Below are 16,076 nucleotides of genomic sequence, written 5' to 3'. Positions count from 1 at the left end.
GGGTACGCGAATGATGCGGTTCTCGATGATGCGCTCGATGCGGGTGATGACCAGCGGATCGTTGATCTGCAGGCTGGCCCGGGCCGAGTAGACGCCGTCGGCCATCTCCACGATGCGGTTGCCGTTGCGGGCGTTGGTCGGAATGGTGAAGGAGGCGCTGACCCGACCGGCCTCGTCGCTGATCAGGTTGCTGGCCATCACCTGGCCGTCGCAGCGCAGCACGATGCCGGACTTGCTCGGGGTGAAGTTGATACCGGTGACGGCGATGCCGGTCTGGCCGCGCCGCCCGAGGTTGGGCGTGATCTGCAGCATGGCCGGAGGCTTGTCGAACACGGCGTAGGGGTTGATGTTGCGCTCTTCGGACCAGTCGTTCTGTTCTACCAGCACGGTCTCGTTGCCCGGCAGCAGCGCCAGGCTGCCGAAGAAGCTGGCGTTGCTGCCCGCCTGATCGACCGAGAGCGCGTTGGAGTGCGGAATGCGGTCCGGCGCGACGAAGCGGGCGATCTCGTTCACCCGGGCGTCCCATTCGGCGTGGTAAATGTCCGACTGGGCGGTGTTCGAGAAGTCGTCCGAGTAGATGCCTTTCTTGGTCTGGGCGTCCCGGTTCTGCAGCTCATTGTTTATCTGGTACTGGGCATCGTTGTACTTCAGGTCCTCGACGTCCTGGATGATGTCGTGGATCTGGTCCATGGTGATGCGGGTCAGGCCGAAGTTGCGGATCTCCATGTCGGTGGAGTTGGGCGGGCAGTCGATGCTGCACAGCCCCAGGGCGTTTTCCGGGACGATGGGCAGCTTCGGAAAATCCGCCGGAGCCCCTTCCAGCCGCTTGATCTCGGTGGTGGTGGCGTAAACGATGTCGCGGCGGCCGAGGTAATAGTCATAATCCAGGCTGCAGTTGGAGCCGTTCACCGGCTGGTCGCCGAGGCTGCCACGCCCGAAGTTGATCACGTTGAGATTGCCCAGCTCGAGCTGGACCGGGGACATGGTGAGTCCGGCCGTGTTGGTAGCCGGAGGCGAAGCGGTGCCGATCTCCTCGACGCCGTCGTCGACGTAGGAGAGCGCCTCGCTGCCCAGCTCCATCAGGCGCTTGTAGTCGGTGCGTGCGCCGTTGGTAGCGGCCCGGTAGACGCGATAGCCGGTCGCGCCGCTGACCGGCAGCCAGGAGAGTTTGTTCATCTCCCCGGCTGCGGTGGCCCGGGCGATGACCGCAGCGGCGTTGAAGGCCGTCTCGCCGGTGGCGTTGTAAGCGGTCACCAGATAGAAGTAGTTTCCGGCCGCCGGATGGTTGGCCTGGCCGAACCAGCCGCTGTCCACATAGTCGGTACCCTTGACCATCTGCTTGGTGTAGGTCCAGCGCACCGTGTAGGTGGTGCCGATGGCCGGTTCGTTGCCGGAGCCGAGCCAGTCGACATGGTTGCCCGACTGCTGCCAGTCCACGCCCTCTTGGAAGATGGTCGCTCCCTGGCTGACCTCGAGGATGTCTACCACGGGATTGGGATCGAGCAGGTCTTCGCCGCCGCCCACCGAGCCGCGAGTGACGTTGCGGGTAATCTCGACGATGGCCTCCACCTGGGTCGTCTCCTTGAGCGGCGTGGAGTTAACCGGATAGCGGCGCTTGTTGATGTCGAAGGTCTTCTGCTCGCCGCGCACCGACTTGGTGGCGATGGATTTGGGCACCAGGGTCGAGGTGGGCAGGTCGCGCTGATGCCGGAAGCCCTGGATGTAGGCGCGTCCGGCGTTGGTGATCGCCTCTACGCTGTCGTCGTCGACGCCGCCGATAAAGGTGTCGAAGCCCCGCACCAGGTAGCTTCCGGCCTGGTCGAAGGTGCGCTCGGCGAGATTCTGAATCAGGGAATTGAGCCCCTCTGCGGCGGCGAATGAGAGCTGATCCTCGGTGATCGAGGAGACGGTGATCCGGCTGCCCGGCAGCGTGCCCAGCAGATCCCGCAGGTAGAGGTTGGACTTCTCCTGCACCGTGGGCGTGACGTCGCCGCTCTCGCGGTCGAACTTGTAGATCGGGATCACCCGGCGCTCGGCCACGTTGTTGGGCAGCGTCTGGCCGCTGGTATCCGTCGCCTTGAGAGAGAGAACCCATTTTTCCCGCTCTGCGGTGGGCTCGCCGGTGGCCGGATTGATCAGGGCCGGGTCCTGGGTGTAGCCGTAGTTGTACTTCAGCAGCTCCACGTAAACGTAATCGGCCCCGCTGGTGGTGGCAGGGTCATAGGTCAGGGTCGCGCCGCTCACCTGTTCCAGATGGCCGTCGATGTAGACCACGCCCGGAGCCAGGGTCAGGACGTTGGCGGCCGCGCTGACCTCGAGGCCCATGATGATGGAGCCTTCCTTGAACAGGATGTCGGCGATCTTGCGCCGCTCCAGGTTGATGATGTCCTGTTGTTCGTTGAGTTCGGAATCCAGCAGGTCGCGATCCTGATGGTAACGGATGCGCTTGTAATTCTTGGTCGGGTCGAATGTCTCGCGTGAGATGCTCATGTTTGAATCCTCCAGTTAGATCTTGATGATCCCGACCAGCTCCACGCGGGTGTCGGAAATCTTGTTGAAGTCGGGAATGTTCTTCACCTCGTACAGGTAGCCCGGGCGCAGCACCTCGCCGGTCGGGTTGGTGTCCTGATGGAACACGCCGCCCATGGCGAGATCCCCGGTGACGCTTTCCACGTACTGCACGTCGCCGCCGAAGAAGCCGTATTCGCGGATGGTGATGCCGTTGGCCTCGGCCTCGTCGAAGCGGAAGAAGACGCCGATGGTGTTGGTCTCCTCGCCGGTTTCCAGGTAGCGCACGCCGTTGACCAGGAGCGCCCCTTCGGCGTCCTCCTTGAGGAAGGTCCGCTTGTAGTAGCGCTTGCGGGCACGTTCGTTTCTGAGCCCGGTCTGGCCGATATCCGGCGCGGGCGGATTCTGCGGGTCGGTGAAGCTGGCATCCCCGTCGCCGATGGCGCAGTGGGTGATGCCGTCCACGGCCTGGCCGAGGAGGAGTTTGGCCGTCAGTATCCGGCCGGTTTTAACGATGAGTCCCAGTGCCATTGCTGTTCTCCTTTAGGTCTGAATTTCGTGGTCTTGATCGATGAGCACCGCGAACAGGATCTGGCGCGTGTCGGCCAGCAGCCCGGCCGGAATCGCGATGCGCTGAACGGTGTCGGAGCGGCTGATGTGTGCGCCAAACACAGTCATTCGGGTGTCCGCCTTGCCATCGGTCCTGTGAGTGATCACAGCCACGACATCACCGGAGAACCCTATCTGCTCATGAATGGCTTGCCTGGTCGGCAGTAAGCGTTCGAAATCGCAGCAGACAATGAGTTGGGTCTCCGCCCGGAGCGTGATGACGCGAATAACACGGATGTTTGCGTCCAGGTCCTTTGACCAAGGCCGGTTCACCCTCGCGGAAATGTCGATATCAATCGTGATGTCAGCCATCTATGCGCCTTATAGAATCGGGTTTTCCGTGCCGGTCAGGCGCAGCTTGATGTCGAGTTTGTTCTGCACCGGCGTGTCCGGGAGCACGGTGCAGCGCCGCCAGAAAGACAGCGTCTGCTGGAAGGCCTTGTCACCGAGGTTGAGCGGTGCGCCCTGGGTGGCGGTGTCGAGTCCGGCCTGGGTCAGGGCCAAGCGGTACCAGACCGATTCGTCGGTGCCGGTTTCGTCGATGGGATCGAGCACCAACCCGGTGTAGTCGTAGCCGGAATAGACAGTCGTTCCGGCGTCGTGAGCGGCCGCAGCGGTGTTGGCCACGCCCCGCTGCACGGTGAGATTGGCGGTGCCGCCGCCGCTTTCGATGAGCATCTGCTCGCCGTCGATGATGATGAGTTCGCCGTCGGCAAAGCGCGGTTCGGCCAATGGAATGGTGGTCTGCGCCGCGTCGATGGCCGTGGCGAGGTTTGTCTGCTCGTTGGCGACGTAGAGTTGCCGATCCTTGATGTCGCCGTCGGTGCCGTTGTAGCTCTCGGCCTCGGGGCGGCTGAAATCCCCCTCGGAAATCTGCTGGGTCAGCGCTTCGTCAAGATAGAGATGTATCGCCATGGGTTCTCCTTCAGGTGGGCCACTGGGTGGCGCGATAATTGTTGGTGGCGGCCTCGAACCCGGCCTGCGTCGGCGCATGCAGATCCTGCTGACGGAACAGCCAACGGTAGGACGGCCGCGACCAGCGGAATCCGGCCTGGTTGAGGCGCATGCGGCTGACGCGCATCGGGCGGGTCCGATCCACGGAGAGGCGCAGACCGGTGGTGTTGAGCGGGCTCGCGCCCAGCTTCATGGTCTCGACCCGATGGCGCTGGAGAGAACCTGTGTCCACGTAGACTTCAAGCGAGGCCCGTTCGCCGGTCAGATTCGCATTGCTCAGATACCGGGTGTTCAGGGTGTTCGCGTTGAGCCGGAACACAGGCCCTCTCCGCCGCCATCGGTCGATCCGGTCGACGGCCAGGGTGACGTCCGCGTCGCAGCCAGCGGTTGAGGCGAGCAGCAGATTGCTGATGCCGCCTTGGTTGGCGGTGAGGTCGAGACCAGCGTTGAGCCTGGCGCGGCCAAGTTGGAAACAGAGGCGGTGCCGGGATTCCAGGGGCAGGCGCAGGTCGTACTTGGCTTCCGCCCGTTCGACCGGTTCCGCCTGCGTGTCGAAGAAGAAATCCTTCTGCCGAAAGCAGTAGCGCAGCTCGATCTCGCCATGTGTCAGCGATTTACGGTTGAGATGGCTTTCGCCGAGCCCGAAGCCGCTTTCCAGCACATCCCCTTCGAAGTCGCGGCCGGTGTAGATGGGCGTACAGAAGGAAACCCGATCCTCGCCGACGCGGGTGTACGGCAGCCGCCAGTCGTTGAGGGCCTTGTGGTTCAGGCGCATCCGGTTCTGGCGGCCGTGAAAACGGGAGACCTTCACGGCGGCCCGGTCGATTTCCGGGATCATCTCCGTGGTGCTGGTGAGCTGCAGCAGCTCCCAGGCCCTCTGCTTATTGGTCAGGTGACGGCAGGAACCGAGCGAGGAACGTCCGAGGACGAAGGTCTCGTCGAGAAACGCCAGCACGATCCGGCGCACGGCGTTGGCATGCCCGAAGTCGAGCATCGCGCCGCCTTCGATCCATTCCAGGAGGAACTGGAGCCAGAAACAGCGCGTGCCCGCCGGGTGGTGAAACACCAGGGCGTCGCGCAGCCCCTCGGTCTGGTTGAGACACAGCACGCGAAACACGCCGAGGCTGAACACCAGCCCAGGTAGCTTGGCGCTGCTGAGTCTGGAGCGGGCATTGAGACGCAGAGCCGAGCGGAAGGTTTCCTGGAGTTCCCCCTGCCAACCGAGCACGTTAAAGTCGCGTTCGATGGCCGGAATGGTGCCCTTGCGGCGATAGATTTCGACCGCCTCCCGCACGCGGCGGCGCTGGCAGTCCGGCGAACAGGTGCCGTCCACTTCGAGGCCGACGAGCCTCGCCAGCAGCGGCAAGAAGCGCTCGTCGCAATGATCCACATCGAAGATGTTCGGGAAGTCGTCGATAGCCTGCTTGAGCTCGTCGAGCGTTCCGGCGGGTAGGCTCAGAAAGGTGCGCAGGTCACCGGCCTCGTCGTTGTGCTCGTAAAGCGGCGGCAGCAGGCCGAGCAGATTGTCCTTGAACCAATCAGACATCAACCGGCCCTCCGCAGATCGAGGTTGACGGTGCCGAGAACCGGGATTTCGCCGTGGCGCAGCTCGATATCCTGCTGCGGCTCGTAGAGATGCATGTGGCTGACGCCGCGCACTCCGTCGATCAGGGCGACGAGGTCGGAGAAGTGAATGGTCTGGCCGAAGGAGACCCGGTCGAAGGAAAAGAAATCGGTGAGCGCGGCTTCGATGCGGCTGCGTACGTTTTCCAGCGGTTCACCGGGCCAAATGTAGACCTCGGCGTCGATGGAAACGGGCCGGTAGATCGGGTCGAACAGGTTGATCTCGACCGTGATTACCTTGCGGCGTTCGAGAAACTCGGCGAGGTCCCGCTTGAGCAGCGCCGAGGGCATTCCGCCGCCGTTGGGGGCGATGGCCAGTTGGACGTTGTAATAGCGGATGTTCTGGCAGGCATTGGTGTCGAGCACCTTGGCCTTGGCGACGCCGGGGTAACCTTCGGCGAGCGCCTGGTAATCCTCCAGAGTGACGGCCTTCCAGAGACTGCGCAGCTCCGCCGGTGCCTGTCGGCGGGCATGTTCGAGGGCTTCCCGCGAAGCGCCGCCGGTGGCGGGCACAGGATTGGTGACGGTCAGGGGAACCTGGCCTCCGTCGAGGTAGACCGGGCTCAGCAGTTGGGTGATCCGGTTCGGACCGAGATTTCCCTGGTCCCCGATGGTCTGCAGATAGCTGACGGCGATGGCGCTTCCCTGAGCGGGTACAGCGCCGCTTTGGCCGTCGCCGAAAATCAGGGTGGAGATGTCGAGGGCGTCCAGGTCGGCCATGAAATGGCGGCTGTCGGCCAGGCTGTCCTGGAAGTGATCGACCTCGCTCCAGGCGTCGTCCCCCACCGTAACAGTGATGGTGCCCTGGGCGATGATGTCGCCGGTCAGGCGGATGCGCTGGAATGGCAGCCCCGTCGAACTGATGGTCTCGGTGCGGCGCACGCCTTGCCGGGCCGGAATATCCACCGAGAGCACGCCTCGCGGGAGCAGGCCGTCCTCGACCGTCTCGAAATCCGCCTCGCCGTCACTCAGTAAGGCGCGGCAGGCCGTCCCCGCCGGAATGGTCAGATCCTTGCCGAGCGGGGCGGAGAGCCGGAAGCGCAGCGTGGTGGTGGAGGCCACCGGCGAATCCAGCCGGTAGCCGATGAGTTTGCAGAGGTTGATGACGTTCTGGCGCTGGCGGGCCGCGGGCAGAAAGGCCTCCGCCGCCTGGGCATCCAGGTAATAGGCCAGTATGTCGCCCACGCCGCAGAACAGATCGAGCAGGACGACGCCGAGATCGGAGTGATTGAAATCGGTCCAGCGGTCGGTGAGTTGCGGGATCTTCGCCAGCAGCTCCTGACGGATCGATTCGTAATCCTTGTTGATGTATCCGATGCTTGCGCGGCCCATGGTCTCTCCGGTTTTCGGCGGTTATGCGAGAGCGCCTGATGCTCTCGCCACGCCGGTTACTTACCGGAAGGGGCCTGGATGTGTCGGAGGCGGGACGCCTCAGCGGGTGGGATTGGCTGCCCCTTCCCGGTAGAAGGGATAAACCAGATTCCCTTCCACCTGGCTCTGGATCACGCGATAGGCGATATGTACTGGCAGGAGGTTTCTGTCCGTATTTACCGGAAGGTCATCGAATCGCACATCCGTAATGATCACCCGCTTTTCCCAGCGCTTGATGGCGTCGATGACGTAATGGCGCAGCAGCCCCTTGAGCACTTCATCATTCTGTTCGAACACCAGATCCTTCAGCCTGGAGCCGAACTCCGGATTCATGAACCGTTCACCGATCCGGGTACCGAGGATCTGCAGGATGCTTTCGCGGATATGCTCGTGTTCCCGCGAGGTCGAAGCGGAAATCTGAGTGCCGCCGGAAACGGACTGAAATCGAAAAGGATGGCGCAACCCAGCGCCGAGAAAATCAAAATTCATCAGTCGCGCTCCTCACAATTCAATTTGCATTGAATGGAACAGTCGGGGAAGGCCTCATCCCCTTCCGATACCTCGCTGAAGAAACGCGCCACCAACTCCAGGCCGCTCTTCAGGGTCAGGTGAATGGTCCCATCGGCCTCGATCAGTCCAGCATGGCCTGATTCCTCACAATGGAAGCCCTTGGCACCTCCGGAGATCAGATGAACGGTGATGCTTTCTCCAATTCCCTCGATTCTGCCTATACCGAGAATATCGATAGGGCCGGTCGGATTGATAAGCGTGATGAACCTCCTTCTATGGTCGATATCCAGGCGGATGCCTTCGGCAAAGCAAACCGAGAACCGCCACGAACCCATGGCAATGGGCTCCACGTCCAAAGGCAGTCCACTGAGCCCGGCGTCTTCATGAGTTGTGCGCAAATAGGTTTGATCCAAGGCGTAAATCCGTCCAGGTGCGACTTCGACGGCCGTTCCGGGTCCGGGGGTGACGACCTGGTGCTGCCCGGCGTCGATGACACTGATTCGCTGGTCGTCCGTCGTCCGCAGGATCATGCCGTCGGGCAAGGTGAAAAGCCGGTTGCCGTCCGGCAGATCGCGGGGTTCGGTGCCCACGGGCAGTTCGATGAAGGGATAGAAATCAAGCTCCGGCTCAATCTGTACCTGGTCCAAGTATTCCTGGGTCTTGACCTGCTGGGCCTCCAAATAGGCCTGGGCCTGTTCGCGCATCGCCTCCGAGGCTGCGTGTGAATCCTCGAGGACCTTGCGCACTTTCTTTATCTCCTGACGGATTTCATCAAGAAATGGCTTGCGGTCCTCGCCATCCTCGATGAGCCCCAAGCCCTCGGCCAGTACGCGGGCAATGGCCATGAGTTCCCGGTGAGCTTCGGCCCTACTGGTATCGTCGAAACGTGGCCCTTCGGTCTCGCCGTAACCGTCTCCATACCCATATCCATCGCCGATCATCATATCTTTTACCAATATCCGTAGCCCGAGCCGTACTCCTGCTCTGCTAACTCGAATTGAACATAGCGTGCGCTTCGACGACGCCAGGAATCGAAAACGGTAATTACGGCTTTTCCTGTCTTGTACCCTGGGTACAAATAGCCGGATGAATCGACCCAGACCACGTCTGAATCGGAGCTTTCAAATTCCGGCGACTCGGAGAAAGAGCCATGAATCGTCAACTGGACAGGCGGTCCCCAGGAATTACGTGTCATCTTGATGGTTCTTGGTGACACATCCCAATAATCGATCTTGAGCTTGTTGCGGATGGACATGATCAGTTGTCCTCCGTGTTCGGGCTACCGGTCACGATCACCGCTCCGCAGCCGATGATGTCGCCGACGCGAGCATTGGGAAGCCCTTCCGTGATGGTATCGAGGCTGCCGGTCACGATGGGCGTCACGCCGTGCCCCGGGACGGGACAGACATGCAGATCACCCATACGGGCCACTGGCATGCCGTTGTCGAAAGTCCGGCTCGCCCCGGTGATGATGACGCCGCCATGACTGCTGATGTCGCCGAGTCTCGCTTGTGGTCTCATGGTTTTACCTTCAACATCAGGTGAATCAGAAAGCCGACCAGACCACCAATGGTGCTACCGATGGTCATGACCAAGCCGACAATCTTCCACATGGTCTCGGTCCCCATCTTGGAACCGACCCGAGCGTGTAGCCGGTCGATCTCCTCGGCATGCCGGTGCAGATCGGCATAGATCGAACGGACCAGCACCTCGACGTTTTCCTTGTCCGATTTTTTCTCGATTTCTCGCTCGATCTTTTCGAGACGGTCCTGGATTTCCCGGCGGTGGCTTTCGAGGATGCTGCGGAATTCCTCCCGCCAGTGGTCGAAGGTCCGGGCCAGTAGTTCCTCACTCGCGGACAATCCGGTGGCTTGTGGCTTATCCGGCATGGTCCGTCACCTTTTTGATGATATGGCGGCTTCTCACTTCGAGCTGGCACTCGTATTCACGGTCCAGCCCGCGTCGCTTCATGGCGGCGACGACCGCATCATAAGAGCATTGGATTTGCTCCAGCCGCTTTTGACACGAAAGCGATGCCCGATGGACCCGGTAGCGGTACAACGGTGTGCGCAGATGCTCTATCTCCGTCACCTCCGCAAGCCGCAGGCACAGGTCGTAGTCCATCGCCAACGGATAGGTCTCGTCGAATCCTTTGACCTGAGCGAAGGCCTCCATCCGGATCAGCCGGAAATGGAAGGTCATGAAGTCGAGCAACATGCGGTCCTTGGAAAACGGAATCTGACAACGGCGTCCGAGTCCGCGTCGCTGGCCGTTGCCGTCGATCACCACATGATCCGTATAAACCATACCGATCTCGGGGCGGCTCTCCAGAATGGCGGTCGTTTCTTCCAGGGCCGTGGGTTCGAGCAAATCGTCGCTGTCGAGAACCCCTATGTAGCGCCCCTGTGCCTCAGCGCAGGACCGAACCAGTGACTGGGTGTGGCCGATGCGCTCGCCGCCGAAAAACCGGAAGCGGGAATCCGTTCCCGCTATCTCCCGGGCGATTTCTTCCGAGTTGTCGGTCGAGCCATCGTTCCAGAGAATGGCCTCCCAATCGGTCATGGTTTGCAGTTGCAGGCTTCGCAGAGTCTCTTTCAGAAACCCGGCCCTGTTGTAGTAGGTGGTGACGATTGTCACGAGTGGTTGCATGGTTTCTCCTTCAGGTGTTGATCAAGACGGTGTTCGTCGAGCGAATGATGATGTTTCCGGCTACCCCATCCATGAACACAAGGCTGCCGGACTTGTCGGTGGCGCTGATGCTCTCCTGGCCGGGCGCGGCGTTCATGCGCACTACCTGACCGGCCTTGTCAGTCAGCCGGATCTGTTCGGCGGCGGCGGTGGAATCGACGAGGATTTCCTGGGTGCCGTTGAGTCCCCAGATGTGAACCTTCTCCCGACCCTTGGTGGTATCGATGAGGATCTTCTGCCAGCGGGAGCGGCCTTTGTCGCACGAGAGGATGTGGACCTTCTCCTTGTCCTGCCAGGCTTCGAGGATCACCTGCTGGCGGCAGAGATCGGTGAGCTGGATGCGGGCACGGGAGCCGACGATCTGCGAGGCGATGTCGAGCTGGTCGCCTTTCTCAGCGTCCTTCGTGCCTCGGCGCAGAGCGTTGCCGCTCTGCATCTCCGGCTTCACCTTCCCTTCCATGGTGAGGATCTGTCCGGCACGGTCGATGATGCGCAGCAGCTCGTCGCCGTCGCGGTCATCGGCCAGGATGGTGTGGCCGGTTTCGGTCTTGAGCAGGACCTTCAGTCGCGGGCAGTAATACGGCGGATGGCCGTGGTACTTCTTGTGTTCGAGATCGTCGTGCCGGTTGGCCTGATGTTCGACCTTGTCCTCGCAGTCATGGCAAAAGGCATTCGCGCAGGTGCGCTTGGATTCCTCGGGCTGTTCGCCGGGATTGCTCTTGGCTAGCCAAACCCCGGTCCAGATCGGATACTGGACAACGCCGCCCTCGAACTCGGCCCAGACCGAGGCCCCTTCCTCGGGGACCAGGAACATGCCGGTGTCGTCGTTGCCGCCGTAGGGAAAACAGGGAGCGGCCCATTCGGACCAGTTCTCCCGCCCGCTGCCGAGCACGGCGGGGATTTCCAGGCGGACCCGGCCGAGGCGTTCGGGGTCGTTGTTGTCGCGCACGAAGGCCCGGTACTTGCCGTACCAGCGGTTGCGGTAGCGCTCTTCGGATTGACGGTCGCGGGTTTCAAGCATGCTTCGTCTCCCGTTTTCGACTGGTGTCCCAGGCCAGCCAGCCGCCCAGGCGAACCGCCCAATACATGATCTGCCGTTTCCACAGGGGCACGCCCAGGGCCGCCATCAGCTCGAGAAAGACGCGGTCGGCCGAAAGCCGCGAGACCTTGCCGGTGTGGTAGAGGTAGTCGTGAACGACGGCCGCCGGGGAATATCGTCCCCAAGGCGGCACCACGCGCCAAAACAGGCGCGGCACCGAGGCGAAGTCTGTCTCGAACCCGGCGGGCACTTCGATGATGCGGCCAGCGCCGGTGCGGACACGGAACGGCTGGGTCAGCCTCGCGGTCATTCCATTGGGCAGGATCTCCACCCGAAGCGGTCCGGAGAGACCCAGCGCGGTGCCGGAAAACAGGGTCTTGGTTTGGGCGCTCATGACCGCCACCTCGCCTTGCCCGACTGGCGCACGTCGAGATGGACCCAGGAGGCGTAGACCCCGATGCCGCCCTCGCGGAAGAGAGGGATCTCCTCGGCGATGACCGCCAGTGCGTCAGGCGAAACGCCAGCGGGACAGCTCACGTCGGCCGCCATGCCCAGCGTGTGGAAACTCTGCTCCGCGCCGCCCACCGCCTGGTTGTGCCGGTTGCAGCGGAAGCCGCTGGTGATGGACAGCGGTTTGCCGATGCGGTCGCGCAAGGCCTGCAGGGCGTCGACCAGGTCGGGATGGACCGCAGCCGAATGGCCGCAGCAGTTCTTGCCCTTGCAGGCGAATTCCGAACGGTTGAAATTCTTGCTGAGATCACCCATTGCCGCCTCCTTGTGTGACCGCGCCGGAGTCCGCGTCGATGGTCACCATGGCTGGCGGCTCGTTTTGCGCCGTGGGCGGGGCCTCCTTGTCGTTGGGTTTGCCCTGGGACTCGGCGGACTTGTCGCCCGCGCCCTTGCCGAGAGCGTTCTTCTTGAGTTTGAGTTCGCAGAGATAGCCAGCGCCGCTGATGCTGTGGCGCACCGAGTGGCAGTAATAGATGCCGGAAAACTTCCGTCCCACGCCCTTGATCTCGACGTTCTTCTTGGCGCGAAGCTGGGGAATGCCGATGGAGGCGGCGTCCGCCTCGACCTGACGCAGCTCGGCCTCGCGGAACTTGCCCTCGGCGCTGTCCTGGGCGGGCTCCTGGCGCGGCTCTTCGTGAAAGCCTTCGGAACGGTCGAAGCTGGGCACGATCTGCCCCGTCTCCTGTTCCTTGAAGCTGCCTTCGCCGGTGTTACCGTCGACCAGATAGGTCTGCTTGCCCAGGGCCGTCCGCTCGGGCGTGGTGGCGTTGTTGGCCTTGTGCTCGACCACGTCCTTCTTGCGCGGGTCGACGCCGACCGTCTTGGTCTCGACACCCGCGCCCTTGGCTCCCTGAGACTGGGTACTCGGACGGAACGAACGCAACAGGCCTTTGGTGTCGGTGAAATATTCGAGGGTCAGAAGCGGCGTCTGGTCGAGCTCGCGGGGATGGAAATGGAGTTCGTCGTCCTGGACGTAGAAGACATAGCCGCTCACACCGTCGCCATCGCGGTCGCGGGCCTTTTCCGCCATCTCCTTGAGGAACTGGGCGTCCGAGATGTTGCTCTGAGTGACGCGGAGATGGTTGCCTTTGGTGGCCGTAACCACCGGCGTGAGGCCGTTGGCGGCGGCGATCTGCTCGGCGATTTCCGAATAGAGGATGCCGGGAGCGGGTTTCTGCCAGACCTTTTGGTTTTCCTTGCCCGCGAGTTTGAAGCCCTTGTCGTAGGCCTTGATGCGGATGGTCGGGTCGCCGTTTTCCGGAAAATCGTAATCGATGTCCTTGATGACCGCCTTCTTACGCGGAGAGAGGTTCCCCACGTAGCCGAAGCGGGCCACGATCTCATTACCTTCCTGGAACAGAGGATCATCGACGAACTGCAGGTTGCGGTCGGTCACCGACAGTTCGAGGATATCCAGCTCCTCCTCGTTGTCGGTGAAGACGAACGAGGTGATCTCCTGGGTGATGTCCTTCGAGAGGGCTTGCCCCTCGATCTGAATCAGAAATGTCGGCTTGAAGGTATCCAGATCCATGCGTCTCTCCGGCGGTTCGCAGTTCCCTGCTTACTTACCGGAAGGCATGGCGAGGTGTCGGAAACCTCAGTCGAGCAGGCGCATTTGAACATGTTCGCGGGAGGGAATGCGCAGCGCCAGGCCCGGCTCGAGTTCCAGCGGAAAGAAGATGTCGTTGTAGTCGCAGATGATCCACCAGAGCCGGACATCGCCCAGATAGCGGTGCGCGAGCAGATCCAGGCGGTCGCCTTCGACCACGGTGTGCAGGCGGTCGTCGTATCTGGGGGTGGTGTCGATGCGCTGGCGCATGCCGAGGGAGGTGCCGTCGCTGTCTCGGTAGAGAATGCTGCGGGCGTAGCGGGAATCACGGCCGATCATGAGCGCACCTCCGACCAGTTGATGGAACGGTCCACGTATTCCTCGAGGACAATATCCACCTCGGCCCGCTGCGGCAGCAGGTTGTCCCGGTCGAACAGGCCGAAGAACCGCGCCTTTACCTGCCGGACGATGCAGGTCACGCCGGGATAGAGATCGCCGAAGATGAGCAGCACGCGGTGCGGCGCATTCTTGAGCATGGTTCCGGCATGCTCCGGGTATTGCAACGAGCGGAGCCAGTCGACCTTCTGCTTTACCGGCCCTTTGAACAGCTCGACCTTGAAGGCAATCCGGCGTGGTTCCCCAGCGACGTACTGGTAACGCGGATGGCTCATGCCGGGGATCTTGATCGTCGCGTAGTCGGTCGACTTCTCGTCGCTGATGGAGTTGGGGTTGTACTGGAATTCGAGCCGCTCCCCCGTGTCGGCGTCTACCAGATATCCCTTGATGGGCTGTTGATCCCAGGCCATTGCTTACACCTCGGCGATCTCGAGGATCGGCTTGCCCAGTTGTCCGGCCCGGTCGAGTTCCAGCCGCATGCCGCTGGAAATACCGTTGCCGGTAAACGCCCACACCTCGTTGCAACATTCCATGTAGGCCAGGCCGCAGGCGATGCCCATCTCCCGCTGCTCGGGAACGCTGTCGTCGGTGAAGGTCGGATACAGCAGGTGCGGCGCGAACGGCGCGTGACCGCTTCTCATGACGTGGCGGCAAAGTGCCTCAGCGACCTTCACGTTTCGGGTTATGTCGCCCGCGAACGGGCTGCAGACAAAGATGCGTTTCATCGGTCCTCTCACAGGGTTTCGTAGTTTCTGATCTTCCGCTCCCGCAGGTCCTTGTAGACGGCCTCGGCCACCTTCCGGCCATCGATGTTGGTGGTCACGCTCAGCTCCACCGGTCGGTCGGCCAGGCCATCGAGGCGCGAGAGCAAGGATTCCAGCAGTTCGCGCACTCCCGGACCGGCTTCCTCTCCGCGCATGGGTGTCGCGGGAGCGGTGCGGGCCGGAGCGATCAACCGTTCGGAAGGCACCGTCTCGATGAGTCCGGATTGCAGGGGCTTCGCTATCGGAGTCGGCGCGGCGGTCATGCGCCGCTCGATCCCGGCTGGAGCCAGAGAGGCATCTCCGTTTTCCAGTGGCGGTTCCACCGCGAACGGCTGGATATAGCTCTTACTTACCGGCTCGACGGCCGCTGCGACGGTCTGCACGATGCCGTTCATCGGTTGCGGAGGCGGCGCGGCATTGGCCATGACCGGCTGGAGCATCAGCATGGCGCTCAGGGCCTTGGGCACCAGGCGCTCGTCCAGACGCGGCACGAGACTCAGCACATTTTCGATGATGCGTTGCCCAATCGATTCGGCGGGCTGCGCGGTCTTGAGCGGTTGCTTCTGCTCGCCCACCTGCGGAATCGGGGTCCGAACTCCCAGCATGGCACGAGCGGAGGAGAGCAAACCGTTGGCGATCCCGGCACTGCGATCCTTGAGTGCCTGGATGCCCGCGCTCGCGCCGCTGGAAAGCCTTTGCCAGAGGGATTGCCCCTCGGTACCGGCACTGGCAAAGATTCGACCGACAGCCCCGGGGACGGCAGACAGCGTGGCAACGATCCGGTCGCGGAGATTGACGGCTCCTGTGGCCAGCGCGTCCCAGGCATTGACCTGGGGCGGCGTGAGCGCCAGTTCGGGCGTGTTGCCAAACAGGGATTGTTTGAGACCGCCGAAGATGGCACCGGCCTTGGCCGCGACGGATTGAGCCCCGGAGGTCAACCCATCCCAGAGTTTCCCAGCCATGCGGAAGGGAGCCGAGGCAGCGTCCATGAGGTTTCCGCCCGCCGTCTTGATCTGCTGCCAGGCTCCCGCAGCGACCGAGAGAATCCCGCGAGCGGCGAAGCCGAACACTTTCGCGGGCAGCGACTGGGTAAGGCTCATGCCGTCGGCGAGGGTCTTGAGCAGTGCGGAGCCGGAGGCGGTCAGGCTGGCGAGTGGTCCCTCGCGGGCATCGGAGAACGGCAGCAGATTGCGCAGCTTACCCAAAGCGTTCTTGAGCATGGTGAAGGGATAGGTCACCGCCGACCAGATCCCTTCGCCAAGGGTGATCAGTAGCTTCTTGCCCGCCTCGAAAAAGGTGGTATCCCCGGCGAAGAAGGAGCGCACGGTGGCAAACATATCCCGCAGAGTGCTGATGATCGGCAGATTCAGAATCGCCTGGCCGATCTGTCCGGCAGCGTCAGCCACCAGGCGTCCGATGGAGGTGAAGATCCCGGAAATGAAATTCCAGACGCCAACCACCACATCCCGCGCCCAGCGGAACGGGGTGGCGAGAAAATCGTAGACCGCGCCGCCGATGGCCTTGAGACCATCCAGCAGGGAGATGTCACCGGTCA

The 16,076-nt window shown here is 62.3% G+C and carries 20 protein-coding genes; all 20 read right to left on the bottom strand.

Features of this window, described 5'->3' with window-relative positions; translation table 11 throughout:
* Positions 1-2,490: DUF4815 domain-containing protein (locus DFT_RS04680; protein ID WP_054030099.1), on the bottom strand; the 2,490-nt coding region annotated here is incomplete at its 3' end.
* Between the two features lie 15 nt (positions 2,491-2,505).
* Positions 2,506-3,039, bottom strand: coding sequence for a BW3TFN family phage tail fiber component (locus DFT_RS04675; protein ID WP_022993018.1), 534 nt, complete (start codon positions 3,037-3,039; stop codon positions 2,506-2,508).
* 12 nt (positions 3,040-3,051) lie between these two features.
* Positions 3,052-3,429 (bottom strand): hypothetical protein, encoded by a 378-nt coding sequence (locus DFT_RS26435; RefSeq protein ID WP_054030098.1) that lies wholly within the window; start codon positions 3,427-3,429, stop codon positions 3,052-3,054.
* 9 nt (positions 3,430-3,438) lie between these two features.
* Positions 3,439-4,032, bottom strand: coding sequence for a hypothetical protein (locus tag DFT_RS04665; RefSeq protein WP_054030097.1), 594 nt, complete (start codon positions 4,030-4,032; stop codon positions 3,439-3,441).
* Positions 4,033-4,042: 10 nt separating this feature from the next.
* Positions 4,043-5,617 (bottom strand): phage tail protein, encoded by a 1,575-nt coding sequence (locus DFT_RS04660; protein WP_054030096.1) that lies wholly within the window; start codon positions 5,615-5,617, stop codon positions 4,043-4,045.
* The gene (locus DFT_RS04655; RefSeq protein ID WP_054030095.1) at positions 5,617-7,026 is read right to left on the bottom strand and encodes a baseplate J/gp47 family protein; all 1,410 of its coding nucleotides are present in this window, start codon (positions 7,024-7,026) and stop codon (positions 5,617-5,619) included. The genes DFT_RS04660 and DFT_RS04655 overlap by 1 nt, the downstream gene beginning before the upstream one ends.
* A 99-nt stretch (positions 7,027-7,125) precedes the next feature.
* Positions 7,126-7,554 (bottom strand): GPW/gp25 family protein, encoded by a 429-nt coding sequence (locus DFT_RS04650; protein WP_076750388.1) that lies wholly within the window; start codon positions 7,552-7,554, stop codon positions 7,126-7,128.
* Positions 7,554-8,519 carry a hypothetical protein gene (locus DFT_RS04645; RefSeq protein ID WP_200907019.1) on the bottom strand — a complete coding sequence of 322 codons (966 nt, stop codon included), beginning with the start codon at positions 8,517-8,519 and terminating at the stop codon, positions 7,554-7,556. Before DFT_RS04645 ends, DFT_RS04650 begins: the two co-directional genes overlap by 1 nt.
* A gap of 5 nt (positions 8,520-8,524) precedes the next feature.
* Positions 8,525-8,830, bottom strand: coding sequence for a hypothetical protein (locus DFT_RS04640; protein WP_054030094.1), 306 nt, complete (start codon positions 8,828-8,830; stop codon positions 8,525-8,527).
* Positions 8,831-8,832: 2 nt separating this feature from the next.
* Positions 8,833-9,096, bottom strand: a complete 264-nt coding sequence (locus tag DFT_RS04635) for a PAAR domain-containing protein (RefSeq protein ID WP_054030093.1) — start codon at positions 9,094-9,096, stop codon at positions 8,833-8,835.
* Positions 9,093-9,464, bottom strand: coding sequence for a hypothetical protein (locus DFT_RS04630; protein ID WP_029895019.1), 372 nt, complete (start codon positions 9,462-9,464; stop codon positions 9,093-9,095). The genes DFT_RS04635 and DFT_RS04630 overlap by 4 nt, the downstream gene beginning before the upstream one ends.
* Positions 9,454-10,224 carry a glycosyltransferase gene (locus DFT_RS04625; RefSeq protein ID WP_054030092.1) on the bottom strand — a complete coding sequence of 257 codons (771 nt, stop codon included), beginning with the start codon at positions 10,222-10,224 and terminating at the stop codon, positions 9,454-9,456. The genes DFT_RS04630 and DFT_RS04625 overlap by 11 nt, the downstream gene beginning before the upstream one ends.
* Before the next feature lie 10 nt (positions 10,225-10,234).
* On the bottom strand, positions 10,235-11,284 hold the full coding sequence (locus DFT_RS04620) for a phage baseplate assembly protein V (protein WP_011700611.1): 1,050 nt from the start codon (positions 11,282-11,284) through the stop codon (positions 10,235-10,237).
* Positions 11,277-11,696 (bottom strand): DUF1353 domain-containing protein, encoded by a 420-nt coding sequence (locus DFT_RS04615; protein WP_054030091.1) that lies wholly within the window; start codon positions 11,694-11,696, stop codon positions 11,277-11,279. Before DFT_RS04615 ends, DFT_RS04620 begins: the two co-directional genes overlap by 8 nt.
* The gene (locus DFT_RS04610; RefSeq protein WP_054030090.1) at positions 11,693-12,067 is read right to left on the bottom strand and encodes a YcbK family protein; all 375 of its coding nucleotides are present in this window, start codon (positions 12,065-12,067) and stop codon (positions 11,693-11,695) included. The genes DFT_RS04615 and DFT_RS04610 overlap by 4 nt, the downstream gene beginning before the upstream one ends.
* Entirely contained in the window at positions 12,060-13,343 is a 1,284-nt protein-coding gene (locus DFT_RS04605; protein WP_054030089.1) for a phage late control D family protein, read from the bottom strand. The genes DFT_RS04610 and DFT_RS04605 overlap by 8 nt, the downstream gene beginning before the upstream one ends.
* Before the next feature lie 66 nt (positions 13,344-13,409).
* Entirely contained in the window at positions 13,410-13,700 is a 291-nt protein-coding gene (locus DFT_RS04600; RefSeq protein ID WP_054030088.1) for a LysM peptidoglycan-binding domain-containing protein, read from the bottom strand.
* Complete coding sequence (locus DFT_RS04595) at positions 13,697-14,167, bottom strand: CIS tube protein (protein WP_011366981.1); 471 nt, start codon at positions 14,165-14,167, stop codon at positions 13,697-13,699. Before DFT_RS04595 ends, DFT_RS04600 begins: the two co-directional genes overlap by 4 nt.
* Before the next feature lie 3 nt (positions 14,168-14,170).
* Positions 14,171-14,482 carry a DUF7768 domain-containing protein gene (locus DFT_RS04590; protein ID WP_054030087.1) on the bottom strand — a complete coding sequence of 104 codons (312 nt, stop codon included), beginning with the start codon at positions 14,480-14,482 and terminating at the stop codon, positions 14,171-14,173.
* A gap of 8 nt (positions 14,483-14,490) precedes the next feature.
* Positions 14,491-16,076: hypothetical protein (locus tag DFT_RS04585; protein WP_200907018.1), on the bottom strand; the 1,586-nt coding region annotated here is incomplete at its 5' end.

The sequence above is a fragment of the Desulfatitalea tepidiphila genome, from assembly GCF_001293685.1.
Classification (GTDB): Bacteria; Desulfobacterota; Desulfobacteria; order Desulfobacterales; family Desulfosarcinaceae; genus Desulfatitalea; species Desulfatitalea tepidiphila.
Note: the sequence above shows the minus strand (reverse complement) of the source record. Positions and strands in the feature narration are given on the sequence as shown.

Coding starts and splice junctions, on each gene's coding strand:
- DFT_RS04675 (WP_022993018.1), bottom strand. CDS start 3,039: ATGGCACTGGGACTCATCGTTAAAACCGGCCGGATACTGACGGCCAAA.
- DFT_RS26435 (WP_054030098.1), bottom strand. CDS start 3,429: ATGGCTGACATCACGATTGATATCGACATTTCCGCGAGGGTGAACCGG.
- DFT_RS04665 (WP_054030097.1), bottom strand. CDS start 4,032: ATGGCGATACATCTCTATCTTGACGAAGCGCTGACCCAGCAGATTTCC.
- DFT_RS04660 (WP_054030096.1), bottom strand. CDS start 5,617: ATGTCTGATTGGTTCAAGGACAATCTGCTCGGCCTGCTGCCGCCGCTT.
- DFT_RS04655 (WP_054030095.1), bottom strand. CDS start 7,026: ATGGGCCGCGCAAGCATCGGATACATCAACAAGGATTACGAATCGATC.
- DFT_RS04650 (WP_076750388.1), bottom strand. CDS start 7,554: ATGAATTTTGATTTTCTCGGCGCTGGGTTGCGCCATCCTTTTCGATTT.
- DFT_RS04645 (WP_200907019.1), bottom strand. CDS start 8,519: ATGATGATCGGCGATGGATATGGGTATGGAGACGGTTACGGCGAGACC.
- DFT_RS04640 (WP_054030094.1), bottom strand. CDS start 8,830: ATGTCCATCCGCAACAAGCTCAAGATCGATTATTGGGATGTGTCACCA.
- DFT_RS04635 (WP_054030093.1), bottom strand. CDS start 9,096: ATGAGACCACAAGCGAGACTCGGCGACATCAGCAGTCATGGCGGCGTC.
- DFT_RS04630 (WP_029895019.1), bottom strand. CDS start 9,464: ATGCCGGATAAGCCACAAGCCACCGGATTGTCCGCGAGTGAGGAACTA.
- DFT_RS04625 (WP_054030092.1), bottom strand. CDS start 10,224: ATGCAACCACTCGTGACAATCGTCACCACCTACTACAACAGGGCCGGG.
- DFT_RS04620 (WP_011700611.1), bottom strand. CDS start 11,284: ATGCTTGAAACCCGCGACCGTCAATCCGAAGAGCGCTACCGCAACCGC.
- DFT_RS04615 (WP_054030091.1), bottom strand. CDS start 11,696: ATGAGCGCCCAAACCAAGACCCTGTTTTCCGGCACCGCGCTGGGTCTC.
- DFT_RS04610 (WP_054030090.1), bottom strand. CDS start 12,067: ATGGGTGATCTCAGCAAGAATTTCAACCGTTCGGAATTCGCCTGCAAG.
- DFT_RS04605 (WP_054030089.1), bottom strand. CDS start 13,343: ATGGATCTGGATACCTTCAAGCCGACATTTCTGATTCAGATCGAGGGG.
- DFT_RS04600 (WP_054030088.1), bottom strand. CDS start 13,700: ATGATCGGCCGTGATTCCCGCTACGCCCGCAGCATTCTCTACCGAGAC.
- DFT_RS04595 (WP_011366981.1), bottom strand. CDS start 14,167: ATGGCCTGGGATCAACAGCCCATCAAGGGATATCTGGTAGACGCCGAC.
- DFT_RS04590 (WP_054030087.1), bottom strand. CDS start 14,482: ATGAAACGCATCTTTGTCTGCAGCCCGTTCGCGGGCGACATAACCCGA.